Origin of the sequence: Altererythrobacter aquiaggeris, assembly GCF_037154015.1 — a bacterium.
Classification (GTDB): Bacteria; Pseudomonadota; Alphaproteobacteria; order Sphingomonadales; family Sphingomonadaceae; genus Aestuarierythrobacter; species Aestuarierythrobacter aquiaggeris.
On the sequence record NZ_JBANRL010000001.1, the window covers coordinates 2,173,403 to 2,189,601 of the forward strand.

The 16,199-nt window shown below is 59.1% G+C and carries 13 protein-coding genes and 2 tRNA genes; 4 read left to right on the forward strand and 11 right to left on the reverse strand.

The genetic code is table 11. From position 1 onward, the window contains the following. Positions 1-101 precede the first annotated feature (101 nt). Positions 102-887: an NUDIX hydrolase gene (locus tag WFP06_RS10630; RefSeq protein ID WP_336987141.1), complete on the forward strand. Its 786-nt coding sequence runs from the start codon at positions 102-104 to the stop codon at positions 885-887. A gap of 1 nt (position 888) precedes the next feature. Here WFP06_RS10630 and WFP06_RS10635 read toward each other — a convergent pair. After that, a tRNA-Arg gene (locus WFP06_RS10635) sits at positions 889-965 on the reverse strand. 59 nt (positions 966-1,024) lie between these two features. Between WFP06_RS10635 and WFP06_RS10640 the strand changes: the two genes are divergently transcribed. Next, positions 1,025-1,765, forward strand: a complete 741-nt coding sequence (locus WFP06_RS10640; RefSeq protein WP_336987142.1) for a queuosine precursor transporter — start codon at positions 1,025-1,027, stop codon at positions 1,763-1,765. Here the strand turns inward: WFP06_RS10640 and WFP06_RS10645 are convergent. The 5 genes from WFP06_RS10645 to WFP06_RS10665 all read right to left on the reverse strand — a co-directional run bounded on the left by WFP06_RS10645 (position 1,762) and on the right by WFP06_RS10665 (position 8,289). After that, entirely contained in the window at positions 1,762-2,652 is an 891-nt protein-coding gene (locus WFP06_RS10645; protein WP_336987143.1) for an HpcH/HpaI aldolase/citrate lyase family protein, read from the reverse strand. The genes WFP06_RS10640 and WFP06_RS10645 overlap by 4 nt on opposite strands. Continuing rightward, complete coding sequence (locus WFP06_RS10650; RefSeq protein WP_336987144.1) at positions 2,649-3,104, reverse strand: MaoC family dehydratase; 456 nt, start codon at positions 3,102-3,104, stop codon at positions 2,649-2,651. The genes WFP06_RS10645 and WFP06_RS10650 overlap by 4 nt, the downstream gene beginning before the upstream one ends. 89 nt (positions 3,105-3,193) lie before the next feature. After that, positions 3,194-4,516 carry an alkaline phosphatase PhoX gene (locus WFP06_RS10655; RefSeq protein WP_336987145.1) on the reverse strand — a complete coding sequence of 441 codons (1,323 nt, stop codon included), beginning with the start codon at positions 4,514-4,516 and terminating at the stop codon, positions 3,194-3,196. Positions 4,517-4,604: 88 nt separating this feature from the next. Beyond that, entirely contained in the window at positions 4,605-6,104 is a 1,500-nt protein-coding gene (locus WFP06_RS10660; RefSeq protein WP_336987146.1) for a Ppx/GppA phosphatase family protein, read from the reverse strand. Then, positions 6,094-8,289, reverse strand: coding sequence for an RNA degradosome polyphosphate kinase (locus WFP06_RS10665; RefSeq protein WP_336987147.1), 2,196 nt, complete (start codon positions 8,287-8,289; stop codon positions 6,094-6,096). Before WFP06_RS10665 ends, WFP06_RS10660 begins: the two co-directional genes overlap by 11 nt. Positions 8,290-8,431: 142 nt before the next feature. On the opposite strand from WFP06_RS10665, the gene WFP06_RS10670 reads away from it, so the two are divergent. After that, positions 8,432-9,463, forward strand: coding sequence for a LacI family DNA-binding transcriptional regulator (locus WFP06_RS10670; protein WP_336987148.1), 1,032 nt, complete (start codon positions 8,432-8,434; stop codon positions 9,461-9,463). A 121-nt stretch (positions 9,464-9,584) separates the two neighbouring features. Here WFP06_RS10670 and WFP06_RS10675 read toward each other — a convergent pair. Beyond that, positions 9,585-9,672 (reverse strand) — tRNA-Ser (locus WFP06_RS10675). Positions 9,673-9,755: 83 nt separating this feature from the next. Here WFP06_RS10675 and WFP06_RS10680 point away from each other — a divergent pair. Next, positions 9,756-10,718, forward strand: a complete 963-nt coding sequence (locus WFP06_RS10680; protein WP_336987149.1) for a peptidylprolyl isomerase — start codon at positions 9,756-9,758, stop codon at positions 10,716-10,718. Between the two features lie 133 nt (positions 10,719-10,851). On the opposite strand, the gene WFP06_RS10685 is transcribed toward WFP06_RS10680, so the two are convergent. The 4 genes from WFP06_RS10685 to hemF all read right to left on the reverse strand — a co-directional run bounded on the left by WFP06_RS10685 (position 10,852) and on the right by hemF (position 16,187). Further along, on the reverse strand, positions 10,852-11,217 hold the full coding sequence (locus tag WFP06_RS10685) for a VOC family protein (protein WP_336987150.1): 366 nt from the start codon (positions 11,215-11,217) through the stop codon (positions 10,852-10,854). Beyond that, on the reverse strand, positions 11,217-13,307 hold the full coding sequence (locus tag WFP06_RS10690) for a RelA/SpoT family protein (RefSeq protein ID WP_336987151.1): 2,091 nt from the start codon (positions 13,305-13,307) through the stop codon (positions 11,217-11,219). Before WFP06_RS10690 ends, WFP06_RS10685 begins: the two co-directional genes overlap by 1 nt. 67 nt (positions 13,308-13,374) lie before the next feature. Then, positions 13,375-15,267: a M1 family metallopeptidase gene (locus WFP06_RS10695; protein WP_336987152.1), complete on the reverse strand. Its 1,893-nt coding sequence runs from the start codon at positions 15,265-15,267 to the stop codon at positions 13,375-13,377. A 62-nt stretch (positions 15,268-15,329) separates the two neighbouring features. Further along, complete coding sequence (hemF, locus tag WFP06_RS10700; RefSeq protein ID WP_336987153.1) at positions 15,330-16,187, reverse strand: oxygen-dependent coproporphyrinogen oxidase; 858 nt, start codon at positions 16,185-16,187, stop codon at positions 15,330-15,332. Between the last annotated feature and the right edge of the window lie 12 nt (positions 16,188-16,199).

Consider the following 16,199-nt stretch of genomic DNA (forward strand, 5'->3'; position numbering starts at 1 on the left):
ACTGGTCAGGTCGCGGCCGGAACTTTAAGTAAGTGTAAAATTTTCCGACATTTCGGATCGACCCTTGGCAAGTGCCGGTTCTGTCCGCAAACAGGGCGCATATGGACAAATCTGAAAAACCCGACCGCGCGCTTGCGATACCCGCTGCGACAGTCGTGATATTCCGCCACGCGGGTGCGGGCGGACCGCCAGAATTGTTGATGGTGATACGTTCGCGCAAAATGGCTTTCGCAGCCGGTGCTGCGGTATTTCCCGGCGGGCGGGTCGATGCCGAGGACTATGAGCTTGCAGCCGCAATGGAAAGCGCCGTGCCGATCGATGAATTGGCTCACCGGATCGCTGCCATCCGCGAGACGCTGGAAGAAACCGGTCTCGTCATCGGCGTGAAAGGGGATGTGAACGCTGCAATCGCGGTCGATGCGCGCAAGATGCTTCTGGAGGCGGGATCGCTTGCGCCGGTGCTAGCGCAGTTCGATTGGCAAATCGACGAGGCAGCCATTGTACCGTTTGCCCGGTGGTATCCCAAGAACGAGAAGCTGTCGCGGGTCTTCGACACCCGGTTTTACCTCGCCGATCTGGGCACCGGTGCGGTCGATATTGCGGTCGATGAAACCGAAAACTCAAAATTGTTCTGGGCCAGTGCACAGCAGGCACTCGAAATGAGCGCAAAGGGTGACATCGGGATCATCTTCCCGACCCGCAGGAACCTGGAACGGCTTGCTTTATTCGATGATTTTGCGGCGGCAGAGGCGCAGTGCCGCGCCATCCCGGTAGAGACGGTGATCCCCTTCATCACCGGCGAGGGAGATGACCGCCAGCTGCAGATACCCGAAGGCCTGGGTTATCCGATCACCAGCGAACCGCTGGAAAGCGTTCTGCGGGGATAATTGGTGCGCCCGGCAGGACTCGAACCTGCTACCTCAAGATTAGAAGTCTCGCGCTCTATCCAGATGAGCTACGGGCGCACGCCAAGCGCCCCATAGCGCGGTTTGCGCAGCGCGCAAATCATCGGTAGTGGCGATTGATGGATAACACCCCCGATCAAGCCGAAGCGGCCGCAGCAGAACGGCGCAATTTTCGCTACTTCGATTTCGTCATGGCAGCATTTGTCACTATCCTGCTGCTTTCCAACGTGATCGGTGCCGGCAAGGCTGCTGCCATCGATATCCCGTATTTCGGCCACGTGGCATTCGGTGCCGGCCTGCTGTTTTTCCCGATAAGCTATATTATCGGGGACATACTCACCGAAGTGTACGGCTATCCCTATGCTCGCCGCTGCATCTGGGCGGGTTTTTCAGCGCTGGTGTTCATGGCGTTCATGGCCTGGGCGGTGGTTGCCATGCCGCCAGCAGACAATTGGGGAAATCAGGCGGCCTACGAGGCAGTGTTCGGCCAAGTGCCGCGGATAGTCGGCGCATCGATTATCGCGTTCTGGGCTGGCGAGTTCGTCAATTCCTATGTGCTGGCGCGCATGAAAGTCTGGACCCGCGGCAAGGCATTGTGGAGCAGGACGATCGGCTCCACCATTGTCGGACAGGGCGTTGACAGTGCCCTGTTCTATCCGCTCGCATTCCTGGGAGCGGAGGGATGGACGACACAGCTGGTCGTGACACTGGCGCTGACGCAGTGGGCACTGAAAACCTCATGGGAAGTGCTGCTGACGCCGCTGACTTACGCCGTGGTAGGCTGGCTCAAGCGCCGCGAAGGCGTGGAGATTTTCGACACGGACACGAACTTTTCGCCATTTGCCAAATCGGCGCGTTAGGCCTGCGATGCCTCGTGCAGCACGATTGTCGTCCGCGCGCTTTTGAGATGCGGAATGTCATACATCTTGCCGTCGATGCCGATGGCTCCGGTGCCGGGCTGCGCTTCGAAAGCAGCGACAATTTTGCGCGCCATCGCCACCTCGTCCTTTGAAGGAGAGAAGCTTTCATTGACCGGCACGACCTGCGCGGGATGAATAACCAATCTTCCGGAGAACCCTTCCGCGCGGCCAAGCCTGCTTTCCGCTCGCAAGCCTTCCTCGTCGCGGAAATCGGCAAAAAGAGTGTCGATTGCCGGCACGCCTGCGGCATGCGCGGCAAGCAAGACCTGAGCCCGGACCATCTGATAGGTGTACATCCATGAACCATCCGGCATCCGGTTGCCCTGCCCGCCAACCGCGGCAGCCAGATCTTCCGCCCCCCAAGTCAGACCGGCCAGCCGTTCCAGCCCGGCATAGGCAAATTCCCCCAGACTGAACGGGGCGATCGCCGTTTCTGTGGCGACAGGAATGATCTTTATTTTCCCACGATCAATTCCGGACTGCACTTCCAGAGCATCGATATAATGCGACAATTGCTCGACATCGGCGGGTCCGTCGGTTTTGGGCTGCATGATACCGTCAGGTTCATGGCCGATCACCGCGACCAGATCATCAAGCGTCAGTCCGGTGCCGAGCGGATTTACGCGCACCCAGATCTGCATCTTGCGCCCGGCTTTTGGCCGGTCTTGCAGAAACTTTCCAACCAGCATGCGCGCGGCGGGTTTGTTGTCTTCCGCAACCGCATCCTCGAGATCGAGAATAACCGCATCGGCGCCGCACGTATCGGCTTTGGCCAGTTTTTTCACGCTATCGCCGGGAATGAACATCAGCGAGCGAAGCGGGGTCATGCTGCAGGCCTCCTGAGTTGCAGCCCGCTGCGTTTGCAACTGCCGACCAGAATATCGTTCTGGTTAAACGCACGGTGGGCATAAGTCACGATGCCGGCATTGGGCCGCGATTTGCTTGCTCGCAAATCCAGAACCTCGGTTTCGATCCGCAAGGTATCACCGATAAATACCGGGGCCGGAAAGCGCACCTCGTCCCACCCCAAATTCGCAACGGCAGTGCCCAGCGTCGTGTCGCCCACCGACACGCCGACCATCAGCCCCAACGTAAAGGTCGAATTCACGATAATCTGGCCGAAATCGGTGCCTTTCATATATTCGGCATCGAGATGCAGCTGCGCGGGATTGTGCGTAAGCGCCGAAAACATGACATTGTCGGTTTCGGTGACTGTGCGCCTGATGGCGTGGTGGAATACCCGGCCAACTTCCAGTTCATCAAACCACACACCTGCCATAACGACTTCCCGAAGATTGTAACGTGCAAGCCCTAACCGGGCGGATGGATGCCAGCAAGATTACCCGGCAAACCGCAAATCACGGCCAGTCAGCCGATCCATGGCCCCTTGATCGCGACGGTCATCGTCGGGCTGTAAATATTGACGAACATCGTCTTGCCATCAGGCGAGAAGCAGGCACCGGCAAGTTCGGTCTGTTTGTGCAGCTTCGCCAGAGGATAGACTTCGCCCTGCGGCGTCAATCCGCGAAGATGGTTATCGACCACGTCGGTGTACTGGTCCTCACATATAACCAGATGGCCATTGGGCGCCACACATAGATTATCGCCATAATTGAACTGTTCGGGATCGGTGCTTTCGAAAAACAGATGGATGCGGTCAGCGCCGCCGTTATGCCCCGGGACCAGCCGGAATATCTGGCCCAGACCTGCTGCGCCGCCCGATGTGCAGCAGAAATACAGTTCGCCGTCACCATAATGCAGGCCTTCGCCGCGCGCGAATAATGTCGCGCCCAGTGCGGCCCCGCGCTTTCGCAAATCATCGTTCGGGCTTTCGACATTATCCAGTGTGATCCACCGAACATTGTGTTTGCTATCGCGCGCGAAAGTCACGTTTTCCTTGTTGCGGCTGTCGGTGATGCCCCCTTCGACCGCGAGGGCTTGCAACACGCCGCCTTTGTCCAGCTCGCCCGGTACGGAGGGAATGAAGCGGTAAAACAGACTGTCGCCCTGATCTTCCGTCAAATATACAATTCCGGTTGCCGGATCCACGGCTGCCGCCTCGTGATTGAACCGGCCCATCGCCGTTAGCGGCCTGGGCTGCGACATGGTTTTGGCGGCGGCAGGAATTTCAAATACGTAACCATGAGCGGGCAAGGCTTCCAGACCGCGCGAACCCGGCTCTTCGCAAGTCAGCCAGGTGCCCCACGGGGTTACCCCGCCAGAACAATTCCTCATTGTCCCGGCCATCGATCTGAATTGCTTCTCGACAGCCAGCGTGCGTGCATCAAGAACAAGCGTTGTCGTCCCGCCTGGCAGGAATGTTCCGTCAGGCAGCTTGCCATATCCGCGCGTCAATTCGGTCCCCGCGCTATCGCCGGGTACAAGCTCATGATTGCGGACCAGGGCCAGCTTTCCGCCGGGTAGCCTGAAGCAGCCCATACCGTCGGCCTTGTCGGGAACTGTGCCGCCATCGGTCATCGCATCACCCAGGCGTGAGACGACACGGTAGGAAAAACCCTTTGGCAGATCGAGAACGCCGGCAGGGTCCGGCACGAGATCGCCGTAAGACCGGGCAGCCGCGGCCGGATTGCCCATATTGCCGCGCGCCATACATCCGCTCGCCAGCAAGGCTGCAAAGGCCGATCCTGTGGCTTTCATGAAAATCCGGCGATCTGTTTTGAATTCAGGCATTTCATGGTTCCGTTTCAAAAAGGTTTGCGGCGTTCTGATCCTGCAGGATATGGACTAATCAAATCCCGGTCCAGACGGTGCGCGTGAATTACTGTCGGCGGCGGATTTCCTCCACCACTTGAATGCGTGTTTCCAGACCCAGAAAATCCGCCAGTGCAGCAAGATCCTTTTGTGTATTTTCGCCAACGAGCGCGGCGCGGCCCTGTTCTATCTGCAATGTAAGAGTTTTGCCTTCGCGGGAAAGATGGCTGCTCATCAGCGACATGCGCGACCCGGCGCCCAGCCGGCGGCATAGCCGGTTGGCCAGACCCCATGCGGCCGCCCCGCCCAACTCATCGCGGCTTGCAAGACGCTCCAGTTCCTTTGGCCACACGGCCGTGCCGCAGCTGCCGAGCAATGCGCTCGCCAGCAGCGCCCGCCCTCGCGGATCAAGCCCGATCCAGCGTTTATCGAGCCCCCATTCCATCGCCGTGCGATGCCGCAGGTTCGGCTCGACACGCGATAGTGCAACCGACAGCATTGTCGCCGCCAACCGTTCACGGCCGCCGGCAGTGCTTCCCGGCTCCACCGCACCGATGCACCAACCGGCCATCATGGCAGAACGGGAAGGATCGACATCGTAATTCTGGCAGAATTCGGTGACACCAGCGGACAGCGGATCATGCGACCGGGCTGTATCGTCAAGCCGCTGGAGCAGCAGCCCCTCGCGCAGTCCCCATGCGGAAACTATCAGTTCGCTGGGCTGCAGCACCTTCAGCATAACCCGCATCAGCTGCGCTGCATTGGGCAATGCTTCGGCGCGGATTGCCGAAAGCCCGGGCACACCGGCAAATTCTTCGGCATCGATGGTGGTCAGCTGTTTGGCCAGCTTGACTGCATCGTCATAGGCTACGGCGACACCATGCGGATCGCTAAGCGGCAGGTTGTTATGATGCAGCACATAAGTCGCCAAGGCGCGCCACGTGCCGCCAACGAGATACAGCGGCTCGCTGCGCGGCACCCCCCAGCCCGAGTTTTCCAACGCCGTCCTGATGGCGGCCTTGAATTCTGCCTTGCCTTTATCGGCGAGCGCGGGAAGCCGAAGCGTACCAAGCGGCAAACTGGTGCAATTGCTGACGCTGCCATTTTCAATCCAGGCGAGTTCGAGACTTCCGCCGCCGATATCGGCCACCATGCCCCTCGCGCCCGGAAATGCGCCAATAACGCCCATGGCGGATGCGCGTGCTTCATCGTCACCGCTCAGCAATCGGGGTTCGAAACCCAACTTTCGGACTTCCGCGAGAAATTCGGACCCATTGCTTGCCTCGCGCGCAGCGGCGGTCGCGGCAACCTGCACGTCTTCGACGCCCAGATCGGCCAGCAACAATGCGTATCGGCCAAGGCCTGCAAGCGCTGCCTTCGAAGCGGTGTCGGGAATCCGTCCCGTATCCGCAAGTTCGCGGCCCAGCTGCGCGGTGATTTTTTCATTCAGGAATATCGATGGCGTTCTTTGCGCCCCGTCATAAATTACCAGCCTGACGGTGTTGGACCCGATATCGACTATACCGCTTAACGCGCGTCCTGGCTGCCGGCGCTGACTACGCGGCATCCGGTCCGCCGCTCACCTTGATTTTTTCGCGCGCGGGGATGCCCCGCCGCAGCGTCAGTTCGGGAACCCCGCCAGATGTAAGCGCCGCGCCGCGGCCCGATAATGACGGATTTTGCATGAAATACTCGTGCAGATTAAATGGTACAATGTCATCTTCCGGAACGGCCCGATGATAGTCTCCGTTTCCGTCGAGCAGCCAGCTTTGCTCCGTATCGAGCAGGTTGGCCAGCAGCACTTGCTGCAAAACCTGATCATGCACCGTTTTGTTACGGATCGGCACAAGTGTCTCGACCCGCCGGTCCAGATTACGCGACATGGCATCCGCGCTGGAGATATAGACCTTGGCCTGTTCGCTCGGCAAAGCTTTCCCGCCCGCAAATGCCCAGATCCGGCCATGTTCCAGAAACCGGCCAATGACCGATTTTACGGTGATATTCTCGGACAGTCCGGCAACGCCCGGCTTCAGGCAACAAATACCGCGTATCACGAGGGTGATTTCCACTCCGGCGCCGCTTGCCTCGTACAGGCGTTCGATCATGTGTTCGTCGGTAATGGCGTTCATCTTTGCCCAGATTGCCGCGGGCTTGCCGGCCGCGGCGTTTTCGATTTCGCGATCGATATGCTCATACAATTTTTCGCGCAGGCCGATGGGGCTGATGGTCAGGACTTCGGTGCTGCGCGGTTCGACATAACCGGTTACGAAGTTGAACAGTTTTGCCGCGTCGCGGCCCAGTTTTGCGTTGGCGGTAAAATAGCTCAGGTCAGTGTAGATTTTTGCCGTGTCGGGATGATAATTGCCCGTGCCGAAATGGCAGTAGGTCCGGTAGCCGCCGTCTTCCTGACGAACCACCATCGAAACTTTGGCGTGTGTTTTCCAATCGACGAAACCGTAAATAACCTGGACTCCGGCGCGTTCCAGTTCGCTGGCCCAGTGCAGGTTCTGTTCTTCATCGAAGCGGGCTTTCAGCTCGACCACGGCGGTAACCGATTTTCCCTCCTCGGCGGCGACGATCAACGCGGCCACGACCGGCGACTGGTTGCCCGCACGGTACAGCGTCTGCTTGATCGAAATAACGGCGGGATCCACCGCCGCTTGCCGGATAAAATCGACCACCACTTCGAAACTTTCATAAGGGTGATGGACGATCAGATCCTTTTCGCGGATCGCGGCAAAGCAATCGCCGTCATGTTCGAGAATACGCTCGGGATACCGCGGGGAATAGGGTGCGAATTTCAGATCCGGGCGATCTTCGTGGGTCAGCCCCTCCAACCCGCCGATACCCAGCATCCCGCGGCTTTTGGCGACCATCGCATTGTCTAGACCCAGATTGTCGCGCAGCAATTGCTCCGCATCGGCATCGAAATCCTTTTCCAGTTCGAGCAATATCACACGCCCGCGTCTGCGCCGCTGGATGGCCGTGCGGAAATATCTGACCAGATCTTCCGCTTCTTCCTCAACCTCGATATCACTGTCGCGTAGCACGCGAAACAGGCCGTCGCCGTCAACCCTGAAGCCGGGAAACAGCTTTTTCGCGAACCGCCGGATGATGGATTCTATCGAAACATAGATGGCCGCATCGCCGGGTATCCGCACAAATCGCGGGATCGCGTTGGGTATCAAAACCATTTCGACCAACTGGCTGCCATCACCCTTGCGCGCGATATTGAACAACAGTCCCAATCCTTCGTTCGCGACAAAAGGAAACGGATGCGCCGGATCGATCGCCTGCGGTGTGAGCACCGGCATGATGTGATCCTTGAAATATATCTTCAACCATTGATGCGCCTCGGCATCGATATATTCCTCGTTCGCCAGATGGATTTGCGCGTCAGCCAGCATCTGCTTCAGTTCGACAAGAATTTGTTGCTGCCGTTCTTCCAACTGGATCACCCGTTCACGCACATCCGCCAGTTGCTGAGTCGGCGTGCGTCCATCAATCGACATGTTCGTGATGCCGCGCCGGACCTGCCCGGCCAGCCCGGCAACGCGGATCATTAGAAACTCGTCAAGATTGCTACCCGAAATGGACAGGAAACGCAGGCGTTCCAGCAGGGGGTAATTGGGATTGCTGGCTTCTTCCAGCACGCGGTCGTTGAACGACAGCCAGCTGAGTTCGCGGTTAAAGTAACGGCCGCCCGGTGCAATTGTATCACCCGGATCGTTGGCTTGATCAATTGTGGTCATATCGTCCATGTGAGAAACTGGCTTGGCGGATAGTGGGCGCGTCATGTGACACTTGTGTTACGCCTGCTATCCATGGCTAACAAGGCCGGGAATCGGGCGCGCAACCGGCGGTCCGCGCGCCATTGGCAGGGGGATCGGCTTAATGCCTTACGATACAACTATCAGCCCGAAACGGCGCCCGACTGCAATTGATGTGGCGGAATTGGCGGGTGTAAGCCAGTCAACCGTCTCGCGCACCTTCAGCAATCCCGGCCAGATCAGCGAACCGACCAGGGCCAGGGTTATCGCAGCCGCCGAAAAGCTGGAATACCAGGTCGATATTTTGGGCTCACGGCTTCGCAGCAGCAAAGTGGGCGTAATCGCCGTGGTCGTGATCGGCCGCGCTGGCGTGCCGGAAAAGGAAGTGAACCCGTTTCATTATTCGCTGCTCGGCAGCATTTGTTCAGCCGCTTCGGAAGCGGGATACGATACGCTTGTCTCCTTCCAGAAAGAAGCTTTTCACGGCCATTATTTCGAACGCCGGCAAGCTGACGGGGTGATAGTTATCGGAACGACCGACAACCGCGAAGGCTGGCAGCATTTTCGCAAACTGGGCGAATCCAACGAACGGATTGCCTGCTGGGGATCACCGTTCGACGATATGCAATGGGTTCGCTCGGACAATGCCGATGGCGCGAGGCAGGCCGTCCGGCATCTGATCGCATCAGGCTATCGCAACATCGTGTGCCTCGGCGCCACCGATTCCCCCCAGCGCCAGTTTCTCGAGCGATATGACGGCTATTGTGCTGCGATGACGGAGGCCGGGCTGAACCCCGTGCTTCATCCGATCAGCGCCGCTCTCGACAGGGAAGAACAGGGCCGGCGCGGGGTGCAGACCTTGCTCGCGGGGGATCAGCCGGTGGACGCCATTTTTGCAGCCTGCGATGCGATAGCCCTGGGCGTATTGGAAGCTTTGGATACCGCAGGAAAAAAGGTGCCAGACGAAATCGGGGTCATCGGGTTTGATGGCATTTACGCAGCGCGTTTCAGCCACCCGCCGCTGACGACACTGGCGCCGGATCTTACGCAGGCAGGCATTGCGCTGGTGGCCCGGATCAGGGCCCTGGTAGAAGGCGAGCAGCCGCCTTCGCCGCGCATCCCGGTCAAACTTCTGGTCCGTCAAAGCACCCGCTGAACAATGCGCCGGCCGCCGCAAATTTCTGCCCGACCGCCGAATCTACCCGAATTGAGAGGGACGTGCTGGCGTACCGGCCTAGCCGCGGCGGCGCGCTGATCAATCCGCCACGCTGGTTGAATGGCGGAGACGGAGGGATTCGAACCCTCGATAGGTTGCCCTATACACGCTTTCCAAGCGAGCGCGATCGACCACTCTGCCACGTCTCCGCATCGCCGTTTCGGGCGAAGCAGCGCCTCTAGCGGCGCGCTATGGCTTTCGCAAGGCGGAATACCGTGGCAGTGTCCCGCTTATGAAAACACACATGATGATCGCCGCGTCGCTCGGCCTGGCTTTAGCCGTTCCTGCTGCCGCGCAGGAGGCTGACGAGCGGCCGACGCCGAACTCTGTAATCGAGGCTGCCACGCCGGATCAATGGGCGACAATTCCCGCCAGCGATCTGCTGGTAATGCGGCTTGCGGATGATGCCGAGGGTAACCGGCGCGAGGTGGTTATCCAGTTGATGCCTGCGCCGTTCTCGCAAGGCTGGGTGGACAACATCCGCCTGCTGGCAAATACGCATTTCTGGGACGGCACCAGCGTTTACCGCGTGGTGGACAACTGGGTGACGCAATGGGGCGACGGCGAAGATGACGAAGCTCTTGCCAAACCGCTGCCTGAGGGCATCAAAGTGGTGCCCGAGAGCGAGTACGTCCACCAGTTGGGCGCGGTCGCCGCGCTGCCCGACCCTTGCCAGAATCCGTCCTCCGGGCGGCCTTATACCTGCGATAATTATGCCCGGTACGCGGGTTTTCTGAACGGATGGCCGATTGCGGGTGACGGCTCGCACCAATGGCCGGTCCATTGTTACGCCTCTGTGGGGGTCGCGCGCGATTTGACACCGAACACCGGAACCGGGGCTGAACTTTATGCGGTAATCGGTCAGGCACCGCGCCAGCTTGATCGCAATATTGCAGTCGTCGGCCGCGTGATCGAAGGGATCGAGCATCTTTCCGCCCTGCCCCGCGGCAAGGGCGGCGCGGGTGTTTATGCCGATGACAACAAACGAACACCTATCCAGTGGGCAAGGCTGGCTTCCGGTTTGGCCGCAGAAGCCCAGCCGCAATTCGAATATCTGAAAACCGATACATCGCGCTGGCGCGACTACGTCAATGTCAGGCAGAATCGCAGCGACGGCTTTTACCAGATGGCTGCAGGCGGGTCCGACCTTTGCAACATCCAGGTGCCCGTCCGGCGCGTGAAAGACAGCGGATAAGAATCAGCGGGTGACCCGCGAAAGATCGCGTTTTAACGGTGAGATAGACAGGCGCGGCGACCGCGAACCGGGCTTTCATGATGGCAGTATCGGATATTGCCGAGGGTGATAGGTTCACCCTGAAGCTGGAGCCTTAAAGTCGCTGCATCAGTTCGATGCGGTTACCGAAGGGATCGGCAATATCGCCCCGGTCGTAGCCTTCCAGCGGCCGACCTTGTGTAAAGGTGATTTCAGCATCTTGCAGCCGCGCAACCATTGCTTCCAGATCATCCACCAGCAGCGCCGGATGCGCTTTACAGGCCGGTTGGAATGCGTCTTCAACGCCCAGATGGATATGCGCCGATCCGCCAGCGAACCAGCAGCCACCCCGCGCGGCGAGTGATTGCGGTTTGGGAATTTCCCGTAGTCCCAACACGCCTTCGTAGAACTCACGGGCGCGGCTCTCGCCCCCAATGGGCATTGCCAACTGGACGTGATCAATCCCCGTAATCTGCGCCATCACATCCGCTCGGCGTCGGCCACCGAATCGCTCGCGCGCAATGCGCTTAGCACACGGGTAAGATGGGCAAGATCATGCACCTCGACATCGACGACATAGGTACCGAACGGATCCTCGCGCTGGGTCATCTCGATCCGGATGATATTGACCTTGTTTTCGGCAAAGATGCCCGTCATGTCGGCCAGCGTGCCGGGACGGTTGTACAGCTCGATACTAAGCCGTCCGACAGCGCCGGTCGTACGTTCGCCCCAGCTTAGATCCAGCCAATCCTTGTCCACTCCGTTGACCAGCTCGAGACAATCGATCGCGTGCACTTCCACCCGTTTCCCCCTCTCGCGCAGGCCAACGATCCGGTCGCCGGGGACGGGGTGGCAGCATTCGGCCAGTTCGAAAGCCATTCCCGGGGTCAGCCCCTTGATCGAAATCGCACGTTCCTGGTTGGACCAGAAATCCTCATCGCTCAAATCGGCCGAACTGCCGGGCACCAATGCTTCCATAACCTCGCGGTCGCCCAGCCGCGCCGCACCAATGGCCTCCATCAGGTCCGTTTCCTCGTCCATTTCCAACCGCTTCAAGGCTTCGCGCATCGCTTTCCGGCCGATCTTTACCGGCAGCCGGGTCGCGATTTCATCAAACAGCTTGCGCCCGATGGCTGCGGTTTCTTCGCGTTCCTTCTGGCGTACCGAACGGCGGATGGCGGCGCGCGCCTTGCCGGTCACGACAAAGCTGAGCCAGGAAAGCTGCGGCTCCGCCGTTTTGCCCTTTATTATTTCAACGACATCACCATTACCCAGCTGCGTGCGCAGCGGCATATGCCGGCCATTGATCTTTGCCCCCACGGTCTGCGCGCCCAGATCGGTATGGACTGCAAAGGCAAAATCGACCGGGCTGGATCCTTTCGGGAGCTGAAACAGCGAACCCTTCGGGGTGAAGGCGAAAATACGGTCCTGATAAATCGCCAGTTTGGTATGTTCGAGCAATTCTTCGGCATCATGGCTGGCATCCACGATCTCGATCAGATCACGCAGCCAGCCGACCGCGCCGTCGGGCTGGTCCTTTTGCTTGTAGGACCAGTGCGCAGCCAGGCCGAATTCATTCAGCCGGTGCATATCGCGGGTGCGGATTTGCACCTCCATCCGCATCGAATTTTCGAAGATCAGCGTCGTGTGCAGGCTGCGATAGCCATTGTTTTTGGGCGTGGAGATATAATCCTTGAACCTGCCGGGGATCATCTGCCACGTCGTATGGAGCACGCCCATGGCACGGTAACAATCAGCATCATTATCGGTGATGACGCGAAACGCCATGATGTCGGTGATCTGCTCGAAACTGACATGGCGTTCCGCCATTTTGTTCCAGATTGAAAACGGATGTTTCTCGCGCCCGGAAACTTCCACTTTCAGCCCTGCTTCGGCCAGCGCCTGCTTGATAGCGAGCGCAATCGCATCGACCTGGCCGCCATCGCTTTCGCGGATTTGCTCCAGCCGGTTTGTGATCGTGTTATACGCTTCGGGCTCCAGTTGCTCGAAGGCGAGCAACTGCATCTCGCGCATATATTCATACATCCCGACCCGTTCGGCAAGCGGGGCATATATATCCATTGTTTCGCGCGCAATCCGGCGGCGCTTGTCAGGGTCTTTTATGAAATGGAGCGTGCGCATATTGTGCAGCCGGTCAGCCAGCTTGACCAGCAGCACGCGCAAATCCTCGCTCATGGCCAGCAGGAATTTGCGCAAATTCTCCGCCGCCCGCTCGTTATCGGGCATTGCCTCGATTTTGGAAAGTTTGGTCACGCCGTCGACCAGCCGCGCCACATCAGGACCGAAATTTTCCTCGATATCCTCGATCGTGGCCAGCGTGTCTTCGACCGTGTCGTGGAGCAAGGCTGTGCAAATGGTTTCCTGATCCAGCCTCAGATCGGTCATCAGCCCGGCAACCTCTACCGGATGGCTGAAATAGGGATCGCCGCTGGCCCGTTTCTGCGAGCCATGTTTCTGCACTGTGTAAACATAGGCACGGTTGAGCAATGCCGCGTCGGCATCGGGGTCATAGGCCAGGACCCGTTCAACTAGTTCATATTGGCGCAGCATGCGCGGATGATGCGGGGATTCGCACCCTTAATGCAATGCAAATCAACGCAGCGCGGTTTAATTCGGCCTATTTCATCACAGCATCAACCCCGCGCTGGGTGACCGAATGATAGGTCGGGCGGGTTTTGGTATAAATGCGCCGGGCAATTTCGCGCCCCCAGGCGCCCTGTTTCACAAGTGTGCCGAACAGCGGCCTGACGAACTTCGCGCGCCCTACCGTAGCGAGAAATTCCTCTGCCGATTCAACCGCAGGCTCATACCGGTTTGCCAGCGCGAGATTCAGCCAGAGGAACAGTTCCTCGTTATTGCTTGATGCCGACAGGCCCAGTCTTTTATCCAGCTCTGCCAGTTCGCCTGCATTCAGCGTATCGGGCAGGCTTTGCAGAAATCGCTGACGCTCGGCAGATGTCCAGCCTGCGAAGGCTGCCGCGTCCAGCTTGCGCGAACCGGAATATGCCTGCGATGCCAGATCCACCGCCGCAAATGCCGCTGGATCGGGTTTGGCGATGTTGGCCGGGAGTCCGGGCGCATAAATCCACTCGCGCAGCTTCAACCGCTCCGCTTCGGCTGCGTCGGCGGCCAGATTGGCTTGTAGGTCCTGCAGCACCATTGCCGACGTGGCAGGCTGGAAAGCATGCTTGTCGAACCATTGCCGCAGCCATGCATCCAGCCGATCGCGGCCAACCTCGTTTTCCAGTGTTCGCAGGAATGCGGCACCCTTGTTATACACGATTGCGCTACCCGCGCTTTCGGTCCCGTCTGGATGATGCAGCGCAGTGCCGGGGGCATCGGCGCCGACTTCCGCCAGCGTTTCGGTTATGGCTGTATAGTCGAGCGCCACCTCTTGTCTGGCGCGCTGGCTGCCGTAAACTTCCTCGACAATCCGGTTTTCGAAATAGGATGTCACACCTTCGTTCAGCCAACCGTCTCCCCACACGGCATTGGTTACAAGATTGCCCGACCAGCTATGCGCCAGTTCGTGCGCCACCAGCCCGGTCAAACTGCGGTCGCCAGCGATGAACGTGGGCGTCAGAAAGGTCATCACGGGATTTTCCATCCCGCCGTAAGGAAATGCCGGCGGCAATACGATCATGTCATAGCGGCCCCAGCGATAGGGCCCGTAAAGTTCTTCGGCAACTTCGACCATTCTTTCGGTATCAGCGACTTCATAGGCTGCGCGGTCCAGCACCGCCGGTTCCGCCCACACGCCGGTGCGCGGGCCAAGCGCCTTGAAATCGATATCGCCCGCTGCAATCGCGATCAGATAAGGCGCGACCGGTTTATCCATTACAAACCGGAAACTGCGGCGGCCATCGCCCAAATCCTGTGGATCGCCCTGCTGGATGCCAGACATCACGACATCGAGCGGTTTTGGCGCGGTAATGCGTGCTTCCCAGGTTTGACGGATACCGGGGCTGTCCTGTGTCGGGATCCAGCTGCGGTTGAGGATCGCCTGGCCTTGGCTGAACAGAAACGGATGGACGCCGCCTGCGGTTTGTTCAGGACTTAGCCACTGCAACGCTTCCGCGCCCGCGGGGGCCATATACTGGATACGGATTTTGCGGCTGTCGCCCATCTCGATGACCAGAGGCGCACCTTTTTCCCCGTCGTCGCTGGCTGCGCCCAGTTTGAACGGAAGATCAGCGCCCTGCGCATCGGTAACCCGCGCGATTTCCAGACCGTTGCTGTCCAGGATGATTTGCGCCGCGCCAGCCGCGGCTATGATATCAAGTTCAGCGGTGCCGCCAACGCGCCTGGCGGAAAAATCGAGCGCCAGATCAAGCGCCACATGTGTCACACGTGCGATCTGCGGCCGGGCGTAGGTTGAACTATCCAGCGCATCGGCGCTGGTCAGAATGGGCGCGATCATCGCCGCGCGCGGAGCTGCCACTTCCTGGTTGATTGCCGAACAGGCGGTGGTGGCGAGCAAAATAGCGGCGGCGGCGACAAAGCGTTGCATGGGATTCTCCAGGATTCAGGCTATTTGAGTTGAACGCCCCAGCGGTCCACCGGTGCCAAAAATCAGGTCCAGACCGCTTCGGGAGGCAGGCTCATCAAGATCGCGTCGATATTTCCGCCCGTTTTCAGTCCGAACAACGTGCCGCGGTCATAGACCAGATTGAACTCGGCATAGCGGCCGCGCCATTCCAGCTGCTGCAGTTTGTCCTGCGGCGTGAATTCTGCGCCCATCCGCCGTCTCACCAGCTGCGGATAAATATCCAGGAATGTTTCACCCACATCGCGTGTGAAGGCCAGATTACGCTCGAACGCAGGTGTATCTTCGCTTTCCAGATGATCGTAAAATATCCCGCCCACTCCCCGGTGGCACTGGCGGTGGGGGATATAGAAATATTCGTCGGCCCATTTTCTGAACCGTTCATAATAGGTCGGATTATGACCTGCACAGGCGGCGCGAAATGCGGCATGAAAATCCGCCGTATCCTGTTCGTAGGGGATCGGCGGATTGAGATCTGCCCCGCCGCCGAACCACGCCTTTCCAGTGGTCAGAAACCGCGTATTCATGTGCACGGCGGGCACGTGCGGATTGGCCATATGCGCCACCAGACTGATACCCGTTGCCGTGAACGATGGCTGCTGCGCGCTGGCGCCATTTACCGATGCGGCAAATTCAGGCGCGAAGTTTCCACGCACCGTCGAAACATTCACCCCGACTTTTTCAAAAACCTTGCCCTTCATCAATCCCTGAACACCGCCGCCGGGATCGGAATTTCCCGCTTCTTCGCGCTCCCACGGCGTGAAATCGAACGCCGCATCGCTGCCGGCTTCGCGCTCGATCGCCTCGAAGGCATCGCAAATGCGTGTCCTCAGGCTTTCGAACCATTCTCTGGCGGCGGCGGTATGGTTTGCTTGTTCGTTCATCGACGCCACTCT

Bases quoted from the DNA above. Each gene is read 5' to 3' on its own strand.
- WFP06_RS10630 (WP_336987141.1), top strand. From the start codon at position 102: ATGGACAAATCTGAAAAACCCGACCGCGCGCTTGCGATACCCGCTGCG.
- WFP06_RS10640 (WP_336987142.1), top strand. From the start codon at position 1,025: ATGGATAACACCCCCGATCAAGCCGAAGCGGCCGCAGCAGAACGGCGC.
- WFP06_RS10645 (WP_336987143.1), bottom strand. From the start codon at position 2,652: ATGACCCCGCTTCGCTCGCTGATGTTCATTCCCGGCGATAGCGTGAAA.
- WFP06_RS10650 (WP_336987144.1), bottom strand. From the start codon at position 3,104: ATGGCAGGTGTGTGGTTTGATGAACTGGAAGTTGGCCGGGTATTCCAC.
- WFP06_RS10655 (WP_336987145.1), bottom strand. From the start codon at position 4,516: ATGCCTGAATTCAAAACAGATCGCCGGATTTTCATGAAAGCCACAGGA.
- WFP06_RS10660 (WP_336987146.1), bottom strand. From the start codon at position 6,104: ATGCCGCGTAGTCAGCGCCGGCAGCCAGGACGCGCGTTAAGCGGTATA.
- WFP06_RS10665 (WP_336987147.1), bottom strand. From the start codon at position 8,289: ATGACCACAATTGATCAAGCCAACGATCCGGGTGATACAATTGCACCG.
- WFP06_RS10670 (WP_336987148.1), top strand. From the start codon at position 8,432: ATGCCTTACGATACAACTATCAGCCCGAAACGGCGCCCGACTGCAATT.
- WFP06_RS10680 (WP_336987149.1), top strand. From the start codon at position 9,756: ATGAAAACACACATGATGATCGCCGCGTCGCTCGGCCTGGCTTTAGCC.
- WFP06_RS10685 (WP_336987150.1), bottom strand. From the start codon at position 11,217: ATGGCGCAGATTACGGGGATTGATCACGTCCAGTTGGCAATGCCCATT.
- WFP06_RS10690 (WP_336987151.1), bottom strand. From the start codon at position 13,307: ATGCTGCGCCAATATGAACTAGTTGAACGGGTCCTGGCCTATGACCCC.
- WFP06_RS10695 (WP_336987152.1), bottom strand. From the start codon at position 15,267: ATGCAACGCTTTGTCGCCGCCGCCGCTATTTTGCTCGCCACCACCGCC.
- hemF (WP_336987153.1), bottom strand. From the start codon at position 16,187: ATGAACGAACAAGCAAACCATACCGCCGCCGCCAGAGAATGGTTCGAA.